Origin of the sequence: Psychroserpens luteus (genome assembly GCF_015319355.1) — a bacterium.
In the GTDB taxonomy this organism is placed as follows: domain Bacteria; phylum Bacteroidota; class Bacteroidia; order Flavobacteriales; family Flavobacteriaceae; genus Psychroserpens; species Psychroserpens luteus.
This window is the reverse complement of the sequence record NZ_JADILU010000004.1, coordinates 465,064-480,341: the sequence shown is the minus strand read 5'-3', so window position 1 is coordinate 480,341 and position 15,278 is coordinate 465,064. Positions and strand designations below refer to the sequence as shown.

The following is a 15,278-nucleotide window of genomic DNA, read 5'->3' as shown; positions in this document are numbered from 1 at the left end:
TAAAAAACCGCTACAATTTGAGACTATTAATATCAAATTATAACGGTTTAAGATTGATTAGATCTTGTTTATTCTTTGTCTAGGTTTTTGGTCATATTAAAACCTAGAAAGAGTCCTAAACCTGCACATAGAAAAATACTTCCTGGCATTGCTATTTCTGAATCTACATTTAAATTTGCACTCAAAACGCCTCCAATAATAATACCCAATCCAATACCCATTAATAAAAGGGCAAGATTAAGAATTAAGACTTTCCAAATTGGAGCTGTGTGACCTTTGCCTCTCATAAAAATTGTGGCATCTGCACCTTTTTCTATAAGTGCTAACCGTTCTTTGTTTCTTGTTGACAGGTATAAGTATACCATACCAAACAATGCGATAAAAAAAGTGATTGGGATTAGAATTGCTTCCATAATGTTTCGTTTTTAATTGATTAATTTTAAATATTCTGATCTTATGACGACAGGTTTTGAATTTTGGTTACAGATTTATTTAAAAAAGTTTTAAATATTTTTTTTTCCTCGGAAAGTGTAACCATTTAATTAAATACGTCGTCTTAATGTAAAATGACCACCAACAACGACCAAATACTCATCAATCAAATCATTGAAGGCAATAGTAACGCCTTTGCAGTGCTGGTGGATAATTATAAAGATTTGGTCTTTACATTGGCATTACGAATGTTGAAAAATAGGGAAGAAGCCGAAGAAGTTGCTCAAGACACCTTTATAAAAACCTATAAGTCATTAGATAGGTTTAAAGGTGACTCTAAATTTTCGACTTGGATTTACAGAGTGTGTTATAATACCTGTTTAGACAGAATTAAAAAGAATAAAAAGTTTTTAAACGATGTTGAAATCAATGAGTTTACAGCTCATGAAGTAAAAACAATTGATAACGCATTAACAAAAATTGAAGCAAAAGAGCAGGAAGAAGCCATACAGCGATGTATTGCAAAGCTACCAAGTGAAGATAGCTTTTTGTTGACCTTATATTATTTTGATGACTTATCTTTAGATGAGATTTCTAAAGTAGTTGGCATCACATCAAATTCTATAAAAGTGAAGTTGTTTAGATGTCGAAAAAAATTAGCGAGCATTTTGAAATCGCAATTAGAACCCGAAATTATTGAACATTATGAACGAGAACGCAGATAAACATTTAGATAACCTCTCCCGAAAAGTAATAGGGAAATCGGTAGTTGAAAGTCCGTCGTTTGATTTTACAAAAAGCGTGATGTCTCAAATTAACGCTCTGAGTACATCAAGCGTGACAACGTATGTGCCTTTAATATCTAAAAAGGTTTGGGCATTAATCATATTGGTATTTGCAGGAATTATTGGGTATGTGAGTTTTGGAACTTCCGAAGAAAAAAATAGCTGGTTGAGTGATTTAGATTACGAATTTGTCAACCCATTATCAAACCTCGAATTCTCACAAACCTCAGTATATGCAGTGTTATTTTTAGCACTTATGATTTGTATTCAAATCCCTTTACTAAAGCATTATTTCAATAAGCGTTATGAGGTTTAGTCTTTAAAACTTCAAATATTTTTGTTTAATATCTCGCGATAATCATTAAGATGAGCTTCTGTAAACTTGTCATTCTTACGAAGGCAGGAATTCAGAGTCTTAAACAAAAATTAGATTCCTGCCTTCGTAGGAGTGATAAATCTTTCCTATTTTAAAATTTCAGAATAAAATCAAAGTATTTCAAAAAAAATCAACAATTTTGAAACCCTAGAGAATTTCTCTCGTTATTAATAGTGAACACTAACCAATATTGAATGTCTAAAGACCACAACCTTTTAATCGAACGTTGTAAAAAAGGAGATGAAAAAGCCATGATGCAAATCTATGACGCGTATTGTGGTGCTATGTTTCAGATTTCTTGCAGGTATTTAAATGACGAAGATGCAAAAGACGCGATGCAAGATAGTTTTATAAAGGCGTTTTCAAATATTGAAAGCTATCAACCAGAATTTACATTTGGGTCTTGGTTAAAACGAATCGTCATCAACCAATGTATTGACCAATTAAAAAAGAAACGACTAGAATTTGTAGAAACAGATCTTATTAGTTTAAAAATAGAAGATGAAAATGATTGGATGTTTTCTTCGGAAATTTCCAAACAGGAAGTCCTTTCTGCAATAGAGACATTAGATCATAAATATCAAGTTGTTGTAAAATTGTATTTGATAGAAGGCTATGATCATGAAGAGATTTCTAGCATTTTAGAGATTCCAGTAAAAACTTCAAGAACACATTTAAGGCGTGGAAAATTAAAACTTCGCGACCTTTTAAAAACACAATATAATGAAGCAAGATATTAGAAAATTATTCAAAAATTCGGAAGCTGAGCCTGTCGAAGCTCCAGGAAAACAATTGCCAGATAATCATAGACAAGAATTTTATGATCAACTCAAAGCATCCAGACCAAGACGAGAATCTAAATTGAATAGTAATTATTTGATTAAAATTGCTGCCATCATCACCTTATTTGGAGCATTAACAATCACATTATTTACTACGCTGGATAATACAACAAACCAAGTTGTAGAAGAGTCTTCTATGGAAACTCAAATAGAAACTATAGAAAAAGAATATCTAGCAAGTATAGATGTCGAGTGGAAGCACTTTATAAATGTTGCTAATGATGAAAATCTAGTAAAACGATATCGAACCAAACTTGATGATTTAGATAATGATTACAAAGAGATTTCAAAACAGTTTAAAACAGATACTAACAATATTCTAGTTATAGAATCATTAGTAGAAAATCTCCAAACCAGATTACAATTACTAAAAGACATTCAAGAACACATCAAAGTATTAAATCAAAAAACCGAGCAATATGAAACGATTAACATTTAAAATTTGCTTGTTGATGCTCATCACATCAGGAGCGCTTTTTGCACAGAAAAAAACGGTGTATTCCGAGAGTTTTTCCGCAGATAAAAAGACAACAGCAATTTTTAATTTAGAGAATACAACGGTTTCTATTGAAAACTCTACAGACGGGAAAGTCCATTTTGATTACACACTAGAATTTGATGGCTATTCAAATAAAGAGATAGAAGAGAAGCTGCGAAATATAAAAGTTGAGGCGACAAAATTTGAAAACCATATTACTTTAATATCTAATAGTGTCACCCAAATTTCAGATGTTACTTATGCTTACACAGCACCAGAAGGATTGGTTTATGATTATGAAAACTCAAAAACATCAAATGATACCATTGTTAGAAAATCTAGAGATTCTATAGTTGAGGAGATTCGTTATAATGCCTTCGGAAAGATTAAAGCGCCATTCAAATACTTTAATGATCGTTTTAAAACAAAAGATGAAAACGGAAAATTAAAAAACATTAGAAAGGGAAATGTCAAGATTTTAAGAAGTCAATTTGTGATTAAAATTCCGCCATATTTAAAGCTTAAAATTAATGGTAAAGATGCACAAATAACCATGCGTGATGATCGTATGAATGAACTCTCTGTTGTTTTGAAACGAGGTTATTTTTATGCCAAACAATTAATAAATGAATACAATCTCTTTAAAATTGAAAATGCCAATCTAAGGGCAGAAGGGATTGTTGGAGGAGCTTATAATTTTAATAATATTTCTAAAGGCTTGATTGGGAGTGTTCAGAATGTGAGTATTACTTCTGAGTTTTCGAAAATCCAAATTGGAGAACTTAAAGAGAAAGTATCCATTACAGATTTCAATAGCGAGTACTTTTTCTATAACTGGGACCCGAATTTTAAACGCTTTGATCTGTTTTCAGAATATTCTAAAATTCATCTCTTCTATCCTCAAGACAACGATTTTAGTATGAAAGTCATGGGTAATAATACGAAGAGCATGTATGGCAACAAATATGAAGTCAATATGCAGCCTACGAGCAAAGGCGAAAAATTTAATATGATGGAACGGAAAGCCAAAGGCGAAGGCCATTTCTCTGGAGCCATAAATTTTGATATCATTCATGGTATCATCTATAATTACAACGACACATTTACCTCTTCTAAAAACTAAAGCAAAATGAAAAATTTATTTTTATTAGCTGTGGCATTCATTTGCTTCAGCACACTAAATGCGCAAAAAAACGAGGTGGATTTTAATAATACTTCGGGTTTGAAAATGGAAACAGAATATGGATCTGATAATTCAGAAGTCAATGATTTGCTAAGCTTTCAAGGTATTGATTATATGAAAGTCGATTTTTCAGGGAAAGACCTAAAAGGGAAAAGCTATCATTTAACCGTAAAAGAAATCTGGAACGGTAAAGTTGTTAATGACACAACGGTATTCGATAGTAAAAATCTTGGAATCAAACAATTTGAAACGATAAACGACTCCATACTTAGCATGCGAATCATTGCTAGACATACAGGTAAAAACCTAAGGGTAAAATTTAAGTTTCCAAGATTTAGTGTGACCAAAGATTATGATGCGACAGGATCTGAAGATTATAGCTTACGTAATCTTGCAGATGAAAGTAATTTGCAAATTGGATATGATAAAAAGTTTTACTTCTTGGCTTACATCTTGCCTTATGAGAGAGAAGATGGTTCTAAATCATGGTGTGAAGTTGGAACCTCAGGAGAATCTATCGAAAAATGGGGAGAAAAATTTGGGATTGAACACTACCTGCTTTTTGAAATGAAGTTTGACTAATCATTACATAAAAAACACCTCATGCAAATAACGACCAGGAGTAAAGGTAAAGGCGCCAGCGATTACAATAGCACCAAAATAAAGTAAAATCATTTTTCGTTTGTGTGCTTTTATATTTCCTTTTTTAATTGCTAAATAAGCAGTGGGTACTGTCCAAAGTGTTAAAAAACTAAAAAGATGAATCCATCCAAAATGATTTAAAATACGTCCACCAACAGCAGCAGGCATTAATAATGTGACTATAGCAGTAAACAACATTAGAATCATGTAAATTCTTCCAAGTCTCTTATGAGTACCTGTTCCTTTTTTTATGATAAGAAGTAAGCCACCAATAAATACACAAGGAATTACAGTGTATAAATGTAAAAACATCAAAATCTCATAATTTGTCATTTTAAATGATTTTTAAGTCTGTTTTGTTATTAATACCAACGTTTCTTTTTCTGTTTAGAACCTTCACCTTTACGACCTTTTCTATACTTGCTTCCTTGTTTTTTATGAACAACAGGTTGCGCTTTTGGATCTAAAGGATAAGGATGTGTTTCTTCAACAGGAATTTGAACATTAATCAATTGCTGGATGGCTTTTACATAAGGTTTCTCGTCTGCAGAGCAAAACGAATAGGAGTTTCCAAACTCACCTGCACGACCTGTTCTACCAATTCTATGAACATAGGTTTCTGGTACGTTAGGTAAGTCAAAATTGATAACAGCATCTAAGTCAATAATGTCAATTCCACGAGCAGCAACATCTGTTGCAATAAGAATATTTACTTTACCACGTTTAAAATCTGCCAACGCATTTTGACGTTCAATTTGAGAACGGTCTCCATGCAAACGTTCTGCAGTAAAGCCATTATTTATGAGTGTTTCATGTAATTTATCTACACCAAACTTAGTACGTCTAAAAATAAGAATATTACCTTCTATGGTATTTCTAAGCACATGTAAACACAATTCTATTTTACTTTGTTTAGGAACGTAATACAACACCTGACTCACATTTTTTGCTGCGGAAGATGTAGGTGTCACTTCAATACGTTCTGGATTTTTTAATATAGAATTAGCTAATTGTTCTACTTTAAAAGGCATTGTTGCCGAAAACAGAAGCGTTTGCTTTGTGTCTGGACACAAACGATCAATTTTTTTGACATCATCAATAAATCCCATGTCAAGCATTAAATCTGCTTCATCAAGAACTAAAGTTTCTATATAATCTAAATTTAATAAATCTTGTTTATGAAGATCGAGTAAACGTCCAGGAGTTGCCACCAAAATATCAATACCCTTTTTTAGAATGTCTTTTTGTGGTTCTATCGATGTTCCACCATAGACTACAGCAGATGTTAAATTGGTATGTGCAGCGTAGGTTACAAAGTTTTTATTAATTTGGATTGCTAATTCTCGCGTCGGACTTATAACCAACGCTTTAATTTTCTTACCTTTTTTTGGTGCAGTTTGTTTGTCATACAATAGCTGTAAAATAGGCAACGCAAAAGCTGCTGTTTTACCAGTTCCTGTTTGAGCTGAGGTAATCACATCTCTTCGTTCTAAAACAAAAGGAATCGTTTGCTCTTGTACCAATGTTGGATTATCGTAACCCGCTTCGGCAACTGCTCTTAAAATAGGTTTGTTGAGTTTTAAGTCTTTAAATGACATACATAATTATTTGTGGCAAAGATAGGTTAAAGCAAATCAACTATTTTTAATATATGATGCCAATTTAACACGTTTTTTTAGAGGAAGTACTTCGTTATCTACAACCTTATGAAGCAATTTTTGGTCTTTTTCTTTAGCATATAAAAGCTCAAAAAACTGAAAGATAGAAATGCTGTCTTTTGCTTTTTCAACAAGTTCAAACACATCACCAGTTGCAACACTACCTTCTTCTAAAACCCGAACATAAGTGCCTGAATACCCATGATCAATAAATTGTTTTAAAACGTCATTAGAGTCAAATTTCATCGCAAACTTATAACAAGGCTCTCTAGGTTGCGTAATTTGAACTAAGGCATTGCCAACTTTATAGATGTCACCAATGTGAAGTTCTTTTTCGTTCAGGTCTTCTACAGTTAGATTTTCACCTAACATTCCGTAGGTCCAATCTAGGTTAGGGTAGAGGTTTTTCCAATACGGATACTGATCTGCTGAAAACAAATAACATGCCTTAAACTCGCCTCCATGATATTTTCTGTCTGAGACTTCATCGCCTTTTACATCTTCATTTCCGAGGAAAATAGGAGTGTCAACCGGTTTTTTATAGATCCCAGTCGTTTCTTCTTTACCGTTCCAGATGAAGGTGATTGGTTTGGCAATATTAGTAGAGAGTATTTTCATTAACGTATGAATAGACGACTAAGATAGCTAAATTGGATAGAAATTTCAATATCGTTTTTAGGTCTTTTTAATGTTAGTCCGTTTTTTCTACATTAGGTAATTTGTAACTTTTATAAGCGCCTAAAACCCCAAAGAGCGATAACACAAGAATCACACCTTCTACAGAAATCAGAGATACCAAAGCACTCAAACCTCCTGTGACTAAAAGAATCAATCCAATAATGGTATTGCTTACTGCAACATAATTAGTGCGCTCATTTCCAGTTGCCATATCTACGATGTATGTTTTTCGACCTAGTCTTACACCACCATGAGCAATCCCAAGGATGAAAAAAGCAGTAGGATAAATCCATATTGTCGATTTTAAATCTGTTGAAAATGAGATAATAAAATAAGCAATAATCCCTAAAATAGAAGCTATAAGTACAGCAAGTGCCATCACATTCTTACTGGATTTGTCTGAGAATTTGCCCCAAAATGGTGCGCTAATAATAGAAGCAATTCCGTTGACAATGATAAACAAACCGAGCAGGTAACTTTTCTTTCCTACATTATTTTGCGCTAGTACAACATAATATGGAGCTGTTAAAGCAGAGCATAATAAAAGCGATCTGGCAATGACAAAATTCCGAAATTGTTTATTCTCTTTGAGCAATTTGAATTTTGATAATAGACCTTCAGGAGGTTCTTCATCTTGTTTATCCTTTTCTTCGGAAATGGTCTGCGGAAATTCCTTAATCCTAGAATACGCAATTGCAGCTAAAAGCCACATAATAGAAGCGAAAAATACGAGATAGCTATAGAATTCAATAGATACATCTGTTTTTGATTTGTAAAGTATAAACAGTCCAGCTAATAATACAAGAACACCAGAAACCGAAACCGTATAACCTTTTAATTTTCCACGTCTTGTTTTCGGGATGCTTTTTCCCAAGACATCTTTTGACGTTACAGAGCACATACTTCTTGATAAACTAAAAAGCACAACAGCCAATAAAATCAACCATCCAGCTACAGCACCTTTAAAATACAGTGCGATAAAACCAATAGAGGCAATTGCACAAAACTGCAAGCAAGATCCAATCACCCAAATCCATTTTCTAATGGGTTTTTTACTAATGTATTTTGTGAGTGCTATTTGCGGAAGCATTGAGCCAGATTCTCGTATTGGGACAATGAGACTTATAATAGATACAGGTGCATTCACATAGGTCATAAGCCAAGTTAATACTGTTTTTGGGTTGCTAAGTGTGTCTCCCAATTTTGTAAATGTGGAACTCAGTAGAATTAAAAAATAATTGCGAGTCACATGATCACAAGCGTCATCAGTAATGCCTTTACAAACACGTTCGCCATGTTCGTTATTTAGAAATCCATATAATTTTTGAAGTAAATGTTTTGCCAAAAGTGAGATGTTGAAGGTGTTCAATTACAAATTAAAGCCTATTTCTTTAATGAAATTAATGCAATCCATTGAAAAAATAACTTGATTTAAATGCATTTCAAGTATGTTTAAAAAATAAAACTACCAATAGTTTCCGTTTTGTCGTTCCTATTAAAGGTATACGGTTACGAACTATTTATTGGTAGTTAGAATTTTAAACTAAATCTATTAAGGTTATTCTATAGTCACAATCAAATCATCTTGTTTTACCATAGAGCCTTCTTTAAGCGACACCGTTTTCACTTTCCCAGCTTTAGAAGCAGTCACAGTGGTTTCCATTTTCATGGCTTCAATGATAAAAAGCGGATCATTCTCCTTAACCTCTTGTCCTTTTTTGACTAAAACCTTATAAAGCGACCCTTGTAATGGTGCTCCAATTTGATTGGCATCTGCTGGATCTGCTTTAGTGTTGACTTCAAGTTTAAGGTTTAATGTTGTGTCTAAGATCTCAACAAATCTATTTTCTCCGTTGACTTTGAAAAAGACGGTTCTCATACCTTGATCATTAGGAATCCCAATAGACAATAATTTGATAATGACTGTTTTTCCAGGTTCTAATTCAATGAGTATTTCTTCGCCAAGCTTCATTCCGTAGAAAAAATTCTTTGTTGGAACTAATGTCAGATTACCATATTTTTTATAGTTCTCATGCGCTTGTTCAAATACTTTAGGATATAAGGTGTACGATAGAAAATCTTCCATTTCTATTGCACGCGTAAAACCTTTTTGGAACTTCTTCGTAAAGGCTTTAAATTCTAAATCAAAATCTACAGGTTCTAAATGTGCGTTTGGTCTATTGGTATATGGTTTTTTATTTTTCAGAATGATTTTCTGTAGTTTCTTCGGAAATCCGCCAGACGGTTGACCTAAATCTCCCATAAAGAAACTAATGACAGAATCTGGAAAAGACATCTCCTTTCCACGTTCCATAACATCAGCTGTAGTGAAATTATTGGTCACCATAAAAATGGCCATATCTCCAACAACTTTAGAACTAGGTGTCACTTTTATCAAATTTCCGAAGAGGGTATTAACCTCAGCATACATTTTTTTAACCTCATCAAAACGATCTCCTAAACCTAGTGCAGTAGCTTGCGGACGCAAATTTGAATATTGACCGCCAGGAATTTCATGCTGAAACACTTCTGCAGTTCCAGCTTTTAATCCAGACTCAAATGGGTAATATAACTCACGAGTATCTTCCCAGAAATTAGAAAAAGCATTTAGTTTAGACATTTCAAACTCATGTGCTCTTGGTTGACTTTTCATCATCTCAACAATACTATTAAAATTAGGTTGAGAGGTCAATCCAGACAAGCCACTTAGCGCAACATCAACCACATCAACACCAGCTTCAATAGCTTTTAGATAGGTTGCACTTTGTAACGATGACGTATCATGTGTATGCAAATGAATTGGGATGTTCACAGTGTCTTTTAATGCAGACACCAACTCAGTAGCAGCATACGGTTTTAGTAAACCTGCCATATCTTTAATACAAATCATGTGCGCACCAGCATTTTCTAAATCTTTGGCGAGTTGCGTGTAGTATTTAAGATTGTATTTGGTTTCATTAACATCTAAAATATCTCCTGTATAACTTAAGGCAGCTTCTGCAATTCCGCCCGTTTTATCACGAACATAATTGATACTTGGTTCCATGGCTTTGACCCAGTTTAAGGAATCAAAAATTCTGAAAATATCCACACCATTCTCCCAAGATTTCTCTACAAATTTTTCGATGAGGTTGTCAGGATAGGCTTTGTAACCAACACCATTAGAACCTCTCAATAACATTTGGAATAATATATTAGGCACTGCTTTTCGCAATTCTCTTAAACGTGTCCACGGACTTTCATGCAAGAATCTCAAACACACATCAAAAGTAGCGCCTCCCCAAACTTCCATACTAAACGTGTTGGGATGGTTTTTTGCAAAACTCTCTGCAACTTTGAGCATGTCAAAGGTTCGCATTCGTGTTGCTAATAAAGATTGATGCGCATCTCGCATTGTGGTATCTGTAAAATGAATTTTTTTCTCATCTTTTAACCAAGCACAAAATTTCTCAGGACCTAATTCTGTGAGCATGTCCTTGGTGCCTTTTGGATGTGCTTCGGAAAGACTAAACTTTGGAACTTTAGGCGTTCTAAACACTTTGTTCTCATCAATGTGCTTCACATCAGAATTTCCATTCACAATCACTTCAGCTAAAAAATGAACCACTTTAGAGGTTCTATCCTGAGGAAGTTTTATGTCGAATAATGCTGGTGTATTCTCAATAAAATTAACCGATACTTTTCCTTCTTTAAAGGTGTCATGCTGAATCACATTTTGTAAAAAATGGATGTTCGTCTTTACACCACGAATTCTAAATTCTTTTAAAGCACGCACCATTTTTCTAATGGCACCATCCAAAGTTCTCCCATGAGAGGAGACTTTAACTAGCATAGAATCAAAAAACGGACTCACGTTATAACCTTGATAAATACTTCCAGCATCTAAGCGAATTCCCATTCCGGAAGCACTTCTATAGGTGGTGATGTTACCATAATCTGGTGTGAAATTATTTGCAGGATCTTCAGTCGTTAAACGACATTGTAACGCAAAACCATAGGTTGCGATAGATTCCTGATCGAAAATTTTAATTTGCAGACTATCTAATGGGTAACCACCAGCAACAAAAATTTGTGTTTTCACTAAGTCAATACCTGTTACCATTTCGGTAACGGTATGTTCTACCTGGATTCTTGGGTTGACTTCTATAAAATAAATGTGATCCTCTGGATCGACTAAAAATTCTACGGTACCAATGTTGTTGTAGCCAACTTCGGTAGCAATAGCAACCGCATATTTGTATAAATCAGTTTTAACTTCCTCACTTACATTATAAGAAGGCGCAATCTCAACCACTTTTTGATGGCGACGTTGTACAGAGCAATCGCGCTCATGTAAATGTCTTATGTTTCCGTGGTTATCTGCTACAATTTGAACTTCAATATGTTTTGGGTTCTCCACATATTTTTCTAAAAACATGGTGTCATCACCAAACGCATTTAAAGCTTCATTTCTGGCAGAATCAAAATTATGTTCTAAATCCTCATCTTTTCTAATAATTCGCATCCCACGACCACCACCTCCAGATGCAGCTTTTAGCATTAATGGATAGCCAATAGTTGCAGCTTCAGAAAGCGCTACTTTAAGCGATGATAGTTTCTTTTTATTACTTTCAATAATTGGAACTTTACATTTTACAGCGACTTTTTTGGCTGTAATTTTATCGCCTAAAGCATCCATGACTTCGGGTTTTGGTCCAATGAAAATGATGTCATTTGCAGCACATTGTCTTGCAAACTCAGAGTTTTCAGATAAAAAACCATAACCAGGATGAATGGCATCAACGTTTTTAGATTTTGCCAAATCTATAATTTGAGCGATATCCAAATACGGTTTTAAAGGTTGGTTGTTTTCTCCAATTTGATAAGATTCATCAGCTTTGTTTCTATGTTGAGAATAACGATCTTCATAGGTGTAAATGGCTACAGTAGCTATGTTTAACTCAGTGCAAGCGCGTAATACACGAATTGCAATTTCTCCTCGATTGGCAACAAGAACCTTTTTTATTTTCATTTTTTTGTGGAATTATGTGATGAAGTATAGATGTTTGTTTTTAAATATTATGTCTTTATTTTTTACTTCGGAAACGATCAAATTCACAGTCAGATGTATTGCTAAATCATGACTGTATGGATAGTGACCAAATAAAGCTATAAGGTAATTTTAAAATCTATGATTTACAAGATAGATATTATAAAAAATTGTAAAATAATTTGACTTTGTCATTTTTGTAGCGCATGAGAAGAAGCTGTCTAAAAAGTGACATTTTAAATGCTTAGGAAGCATCTATAGTAATTAAAATATTGGAAGTTGGTACATTGAGATGCTTCGCTAGCGCTCTGAATGACATTCTAAATACTTTTCAGACAGCGTCTTGTAGGACATAAAAAAACCACTTCGTTCCAGTAATTATTGGGAGAAGTGGTTCATCATTATTGTATATAAAAACTCTAGTCTACTTTCTTTCCAGGCATTTCTTGTCCGCCTTGAAATAAGGTTAAGCTTTCAACTTTATCTTCTGCATTTCTATAAAAGTGAAGATCTGCTGCAACCACTTTTAAAAAGAATTTGTCTTTGTCCTCAGCAAATAATTCAAATTCACCTTGACCTGTAGCTTGACCATAAATCTTATTGTCTTTAACGCTGACTACAATATTAAATCCAGGTTGAATTTCATAAGTCCCAATATATTGCTTGAGCACATCAACATTTAATGCAAGTTCTTCACGTTCCGCAGGAGGCGCTTTATCAATTCCTTTTCCTGTTACAGCATTTCCGCTAACTTTCATAGTGACCATGCGGTTTCCATTTTCAGTATAAAAATCATAAACCGTATCACCACCATCAAAAATAAAGTTGGTTGCTGTCATTGGATAAATTTCCAGATTGACACTCCCTTCTCGCTGACTAAATAATTGTTTGTCTTTTAGGGTAATATGACGAATCGTGCCTTCAAACTCATAAGCACCAACCCATTTGCTTAATTGCGCTTCGGTTAATGCAATCGCATCTTCTTTTTTAGGAAATGGCTTCCCAATAGTCATTGCTGCTATATTTGTGGTGATCGCACTAACATTTCCGCAGTCACAATTAGACAATCCAATCACATAGACCTTCTCTTTTGGAAGATAAATACCATTTGTAGAATAGCCGAAAATTCCGCCAGAGTGTTCTACTGTACGTGAGCCATTAATATCACCTTTAAGCCAGCCATAACCATAAGGAATCGCTTTTCCAGTTGATAATGTAGAGCCATTAATTGCTTTTTCTAAAGAACTTCTTTTAATGAGTGTATTGGCACTAATTGCATTTTGCCATTTGAGTAAATCATCTGTGGTAGACATGATAGAACCAGCAGCATAAGGAAGCGTGAGACTCAAATAATTGGCGTTTCTATAACCTGTTTCCGTTTGAGAATAACCGCTTGCACGATTTGGGATGAGGTTCACCATACTGCCATAATACGAATTGGTCATGCCAACTTTGTCAAAAATATGGGTTTGGATAAAATCTGCATAAGATTGTCCAGAAAGCACTTCTATGATATGACCTAGAAGGATATAGCCAGAGTTATTGTAATTAAATTGAGTGCCTGGATCAAACTCCATAGGCTCATTTTTAAATTTATCTATGAGCTCTGTTGGTGTCATATCTGTACGAGCTTCTGTCATAAAACTTGGCATATTGGTATAACTCTTAATCCCAGAGGTGTGATTTAATAAGTGATGAATCGTTATGGTTTTACCTTGGGTTGGATAGTCTGGAATAAATTTAGTAATGGGATCATTGACGCTGAGTTTGCCTTGTTCTTCTAACATTAAAATAGCAACTGCTGTGAATTGTTTGGTGATAGATCCAATTTCAAAAACGTGTTTTGGTGCTACGGAAATATCTAACTCCAAGTTAGCGTCTCCAAAGCCTTTTTGGTAAATGGTTTTGCCATCTTTGGCGACTAAAACAGAAACACCTGGTGCGTCTGATGTGTATTGCTCACTAATGTAAGTGTCAATTTGTTGTTCTAAGTTTTGGGCTAAACTGCTTACTGTTAGCAGTAAACAGATGCAACCCATAATGACTTTGGAAATGTGATGATTGGTCTTCATGTCGAATTGATTTTTGATTGATTAAAGTTAATACTTTATGGTTTGACGACAGAATTTGGGTTATGTTACGGGTTTTGTTTGGTTTTTTTACTCCAGTTTTTTGTTGCACACCATTTTTATCTATTTAAAATTTCAATAGCTATTTCTTTTCCAATTTCGGTCAAAAGCATATCGTCGTCATTTACGAACTTAACTTGTCCAGCTTTCACCATATTCTTTAGGTTATTTGACACGTTTGCTAATCGACTATTTGTTTTTCTATTTGATTCATCATATTTCGTTATTATATTTTCTCTCGTAAAAACTTTTTTCCCATAATCACTTGAATACAATGCGAAAATTAAAATCCATTCTCTTTCGGTTTTTGCTAAATCTCTTATTACTATATCTTTCATTACTGGAAAATCCTTTAATTCAAGATTAATATTTTTTGTTTTTTCTTTAGTATCTTTTTCTGGCCTGGTTTTCTTGGGTTTTGTAGAAGTTTTTCTTTTAGTTTGCGATTTTTTATTTTCTGATAAGTTCTTAACTTCTACAGATTCTACATCATCAGGTGTCAAGTTTTCAGAAAGGTTTGTTATAACATCATCTTTTTCTAATAATTGTTCTTCAAGTTGAGAAATTTTTAGTTTCATAGCTTGTATATCTGGACTACCTTCTTTAATTTTTTCGAGTTGCCATTCTTCAGCAGCAATTTCTTGTCGGTTTTGAATGTCAGTTATTCTATGATTTTTTGAAATTAATTTACGACTTGCAATTCCCTTTTGTGATAGCCAATCAAAAAGTGCCATTATGTATGGCAGTATTAGCACATAGAAAACTGAAAAAGTTAATGGAATCCATAAGTTGAAATCAATATCAAAATAATTCGTTTCTACAAATTCAATTTTTTGTTCAATTGTTTTACTTGAAAATAAAAGTATTGCAAGAAAACGCCAATTAACAGCTAGCCAGGCTATTACAAATGCTCCAATCACAGGGTTTTTTAGCCTATCTTTTGCTGATTCGAAAAAGGATAGAAAGAATTCTTTTAAACTATTCATATGTTGTTGTTTTGGTTTTTCTCAAATGCTTTGTAACATTGTATATATGGTTTGTTACGT

Annotated in this window: 14 protein-coding genes; 6 read left to right on the top strand and 8 right to left on the bottom strand. The window is 33.8% G+C overall.

Going from position 1 to position 15,278, the window contains the following annotated elements; all coding sequences use genetic code 11:
* Positions 1-68 precede the first annotated feature (68 nt).
* Positions 69-413 (bottom strand): DUF6249 domain-containing protein, encoded by a 345-nt coding sequence (locus tag IM744_RS12035; RefSeq protein ID WP_194508381.1) that lies wholly within the window; start codon positions 411-413, stop codon positions 69-71.
* Positions 414-566: 153 nt separating this feature from the next.
* Here IM744_RS12035 and IM744_RS12030 point away from each other — a divergent pair, with 153 nt between their 5' ends.
* The 6 genes from IM744_RS12030 (at position 567) to IM744_RS12005 (ending at position 4,678) form a co-directional block, all read left to right on the top strand.
* Complete coding sequence (locus tag IM744_RS12030) at positions 567-1,157, top strand: RNA polymerase sigma factor (protein WP_194508380.1); 591 nt, start codon at positions 567-569, stop codon at positions 1,155-1,157.
* Positions 1,138-1,533: a hypothetical protein gene (locus tag IM744_RS12025; RefSeq protein ID WP_194508379.1), complete on the top strand. Its 396-nt coding sequence runs from the start codon at positions 1,138-1,140 to the stop codon at positions 1,531-1,533. The genes IM744_RS12030 and IM744_RS12025 overlap by 20 nt, the downstream gene beginning before the upstream one ends.
* Positions 1,534-1,787: 254 nt before the next feature.
* Positions 1,788-2,333 (top strand): RNA polymerase sigma factor, encoded by a 546-nt coding sequence (locus tag IM744_RS12020; protein ID WP_194508378.1) that lies wholly within the window; start codon positions 1,788-1,790, stop codon positions 2,331-2,333.
* A complete protein-coding gene (locus IM744_RS12015; RefSeq protein WP_194508377.1) occupies positions 2,317-2,874 on the top strand; it encodes a hypothetical protein in 558 nt (185 codons plus the stop codon). Before IM744_RS12020 ends, IM744_RS12015 begins: the two co-directional genes overlap by 17 nt.
* On the top strand, positions 2,855-4,036 hold the full coding sequence (locus IM744_RS12010) for a hypothetical protein (RefSeq protein WP_194508376.1): 1,182 nt from the start codon (positions 2,855-2,857) through the stop codon (positions 4,034-4,036). Before IM744_RS12015 ends, IM744_RS12010 begins: the two co-directional genes overlap by 20 nt.
* A gap of 6 nt (positions 4,037-4,042) precedes the next feature.
* The gene (locus IM744_RS12005) at positions 4,043-4,678 is read left to right on the top strand and encodes a hypothetical protein (protein ID WP_194508375.1); all 636 of its coding nucleotides are present in this window, start codon (positions 4,043-4,045) and stop codon (positions 4,676-4,678) included.
* A 3-nt stretch (positions 4,679-4,681) separates the two neighbouring features.
* Here IM744_RS12005 and IM744_RS12000 read toward each other — a convergent pair whose 3' ends face one another.
* The 7 genes from IM744_RS12000 to IM744_RS11970 all read right to left on the bottom strand — a co-directional run bounded on the left by IM744_RS12000 (position 4,682) and on the right by IM744_RS11970 (position 15,218).
* Positions 4,682-5,071: a DUF2306 domain-containing protein gene (locus IM744_RS12000; RefSeq protein ID WP_206694487.1), complete on the bottom strand. Its 390-nt coding sequence runs from the start codon at positions 5,069-5,071 to the stop codon at positions 4,682-4,684.
* Between the two features lie 29 nt (positions 5,072-5,100).
* Positions 5,101-6,336, bottom strand: a complete 1,236-nt coding sequence (locus tag IM744_RS11995; RefSeq protein ID WP_194508374.1) for a DEAD/DEAH box helicase — start codon at positions 6,334-6,336, stop codon at positions 5,101-5,103.
* Positions 6,337-6,372: 36 nt separating this feature from the next.
* Positions 6,373-7,014 (bottom strand): MOSC domain-containing protein, encoded by a 642-nt coding sequence (locus tag IM744_RS11990; protein WP_194508373.1) that lies wholly within the window; start codon positions 7,012-7,014, stop codon positions 6,373-6,375.
* Between the two features lie 73 nt (positions 7,015-7,087).
* On the bottom strand, positions 7,088-8,419 hold the full coding sequence (locus IM744_RS11985) for an MFS transporter (protein WP_194508372.1): 1,332 nt from the start codon (positions 8,417-8,419) through the stop codon (positions 7,088-7,090).
* A gap of 213 nt (positions 8,420-8,632) precedes the next feature.
* Positions 8,633-12,085: a pyruvate carboxylase gene (locus tag IM744_RS11980; RefSeq protein ID WP_194508371.1), complete on the bottom strand. Its 3,453-nt coding sequence runs from the start codon at positions 12,083-12,085 to the stop codon at positions 8,633-8,635.
* Positions 12,086-12,522: 437 nt separating this feature from the next.
* The gene (locus IM744_RS11975; protein ID WP_241738325.1) at positions 12,523-14,175 is read right to left on the bottom strand and encodes a serine hydrolase; all 1,653 of its coding nucleotides are present in this window, start codon (positions 14,173-14,175) and stop codon (positions 12,523-12,525) included.
* A 116-nt stretch (positions 14,176-14,291) separates the two neighbouring features.
* Positions 14,292-15,218 carry a hypothetical protein gene (locus IM744_RS11970; protein WP_194508370.1) on the bottom strand — a complete coding sequence of 309 codons (927 nt, stop codon included), beginning with the start codon at positions 15,216-15,218 and terminating at the stop codon, positions 14,292-14,294.
* Positions 15,219-15,278: the final 60 nt, after the last annotated feature.

Bases quoted from the DNA above. Each gene is read 5' to 3' on its own strand.
- IM744_RS12035 (WP_194508381.1), bottom strand. From the start codon at position 413: ATGGAAGCAATTCTAATCCCAATCACTTTTTTTATCGCATTGTTTGGT.
- IM744_RS12030 (WP_194508380.1), top strand. From the start codon at position 567: ATGACCACCAACAACGACCAAATACTCATCAATCAAATCATTGAAGGC.
- IM744_RS12025 (WP_194508379.1), top strand. From the start codon at position 1,138: ATGAACGAGAACGCAGATAAACATTTAGATAACCTCTCCCGAAAAGTA.
- IM744_RS12020 (WP_194508378.1), top strand. From the start codon at position 1,788: ATGTCTAAAGACCACAACCTTTTAATCGAACGTTGTAAAAAAGGAGAT.
- IM744_RS12015 (WP_194508377.1), top strand. From the start codon at position 2,317: ATGAAGCAAGATATTAGAAAATTATTCAAAAATTCGGAAGCTGAGCCT.
- IM744_RS12010 (WP_194508376.1), top strand. From the start codon at position 2,855: ATGAAACGATTAACATTTAAAATTTGCTTGTTGATGCTCATCACATCA.
- IM744_RS12005 (WP_194508375.1), top strand. From the start codon at position 4,043: ATGAAAAATTTATTTTTATTAGCTGTGGCATTCATTTGCTTCAGCACA.
- IM744_RS12000 (WP_206694487.1), bottom strand. From the start codon at position 5,071: ATGACAAATTATGAGATTTTGATGTTTTTACATTTATACACTGTAATT.
- IM744_RS11995 (WP_194508374.1), bottom strand. From the start codon at position 6,336: ATGTCATTTAAAGACTTAAAACTCAACAAACCTATTTTAAGAGCAGTT.
- IM744_RS11990 (WP_194508373.1), bottom strand. From the start codon at position 7,014: ATGAAAATACTCTCTACTAATATTGCCAAACCAATCACCTTCATCTGG.
- IM744_RS11980 (WP_194508371.1), bottom strand. From the start codon at position 12,085: ATGAAAATAAAAAAGGTTCTTGTTGCCAATCGAGGAGAAATTGCAATT.
- IM744_RS11975 (WP_241738325.1), bottom strand. From the start codon at position 14,175: ATGAAGACCAATCATCACATTTCCAAAGTCATTATGGGTTGCATCTGT.
- IM744_RS11970 (WP_194508370.1), bottom strand. From the start codon at position 15,218: ATGAATAGTTTAAAAGAATTCTTTCTATCCTTTTTCGAATCAGCAAAA.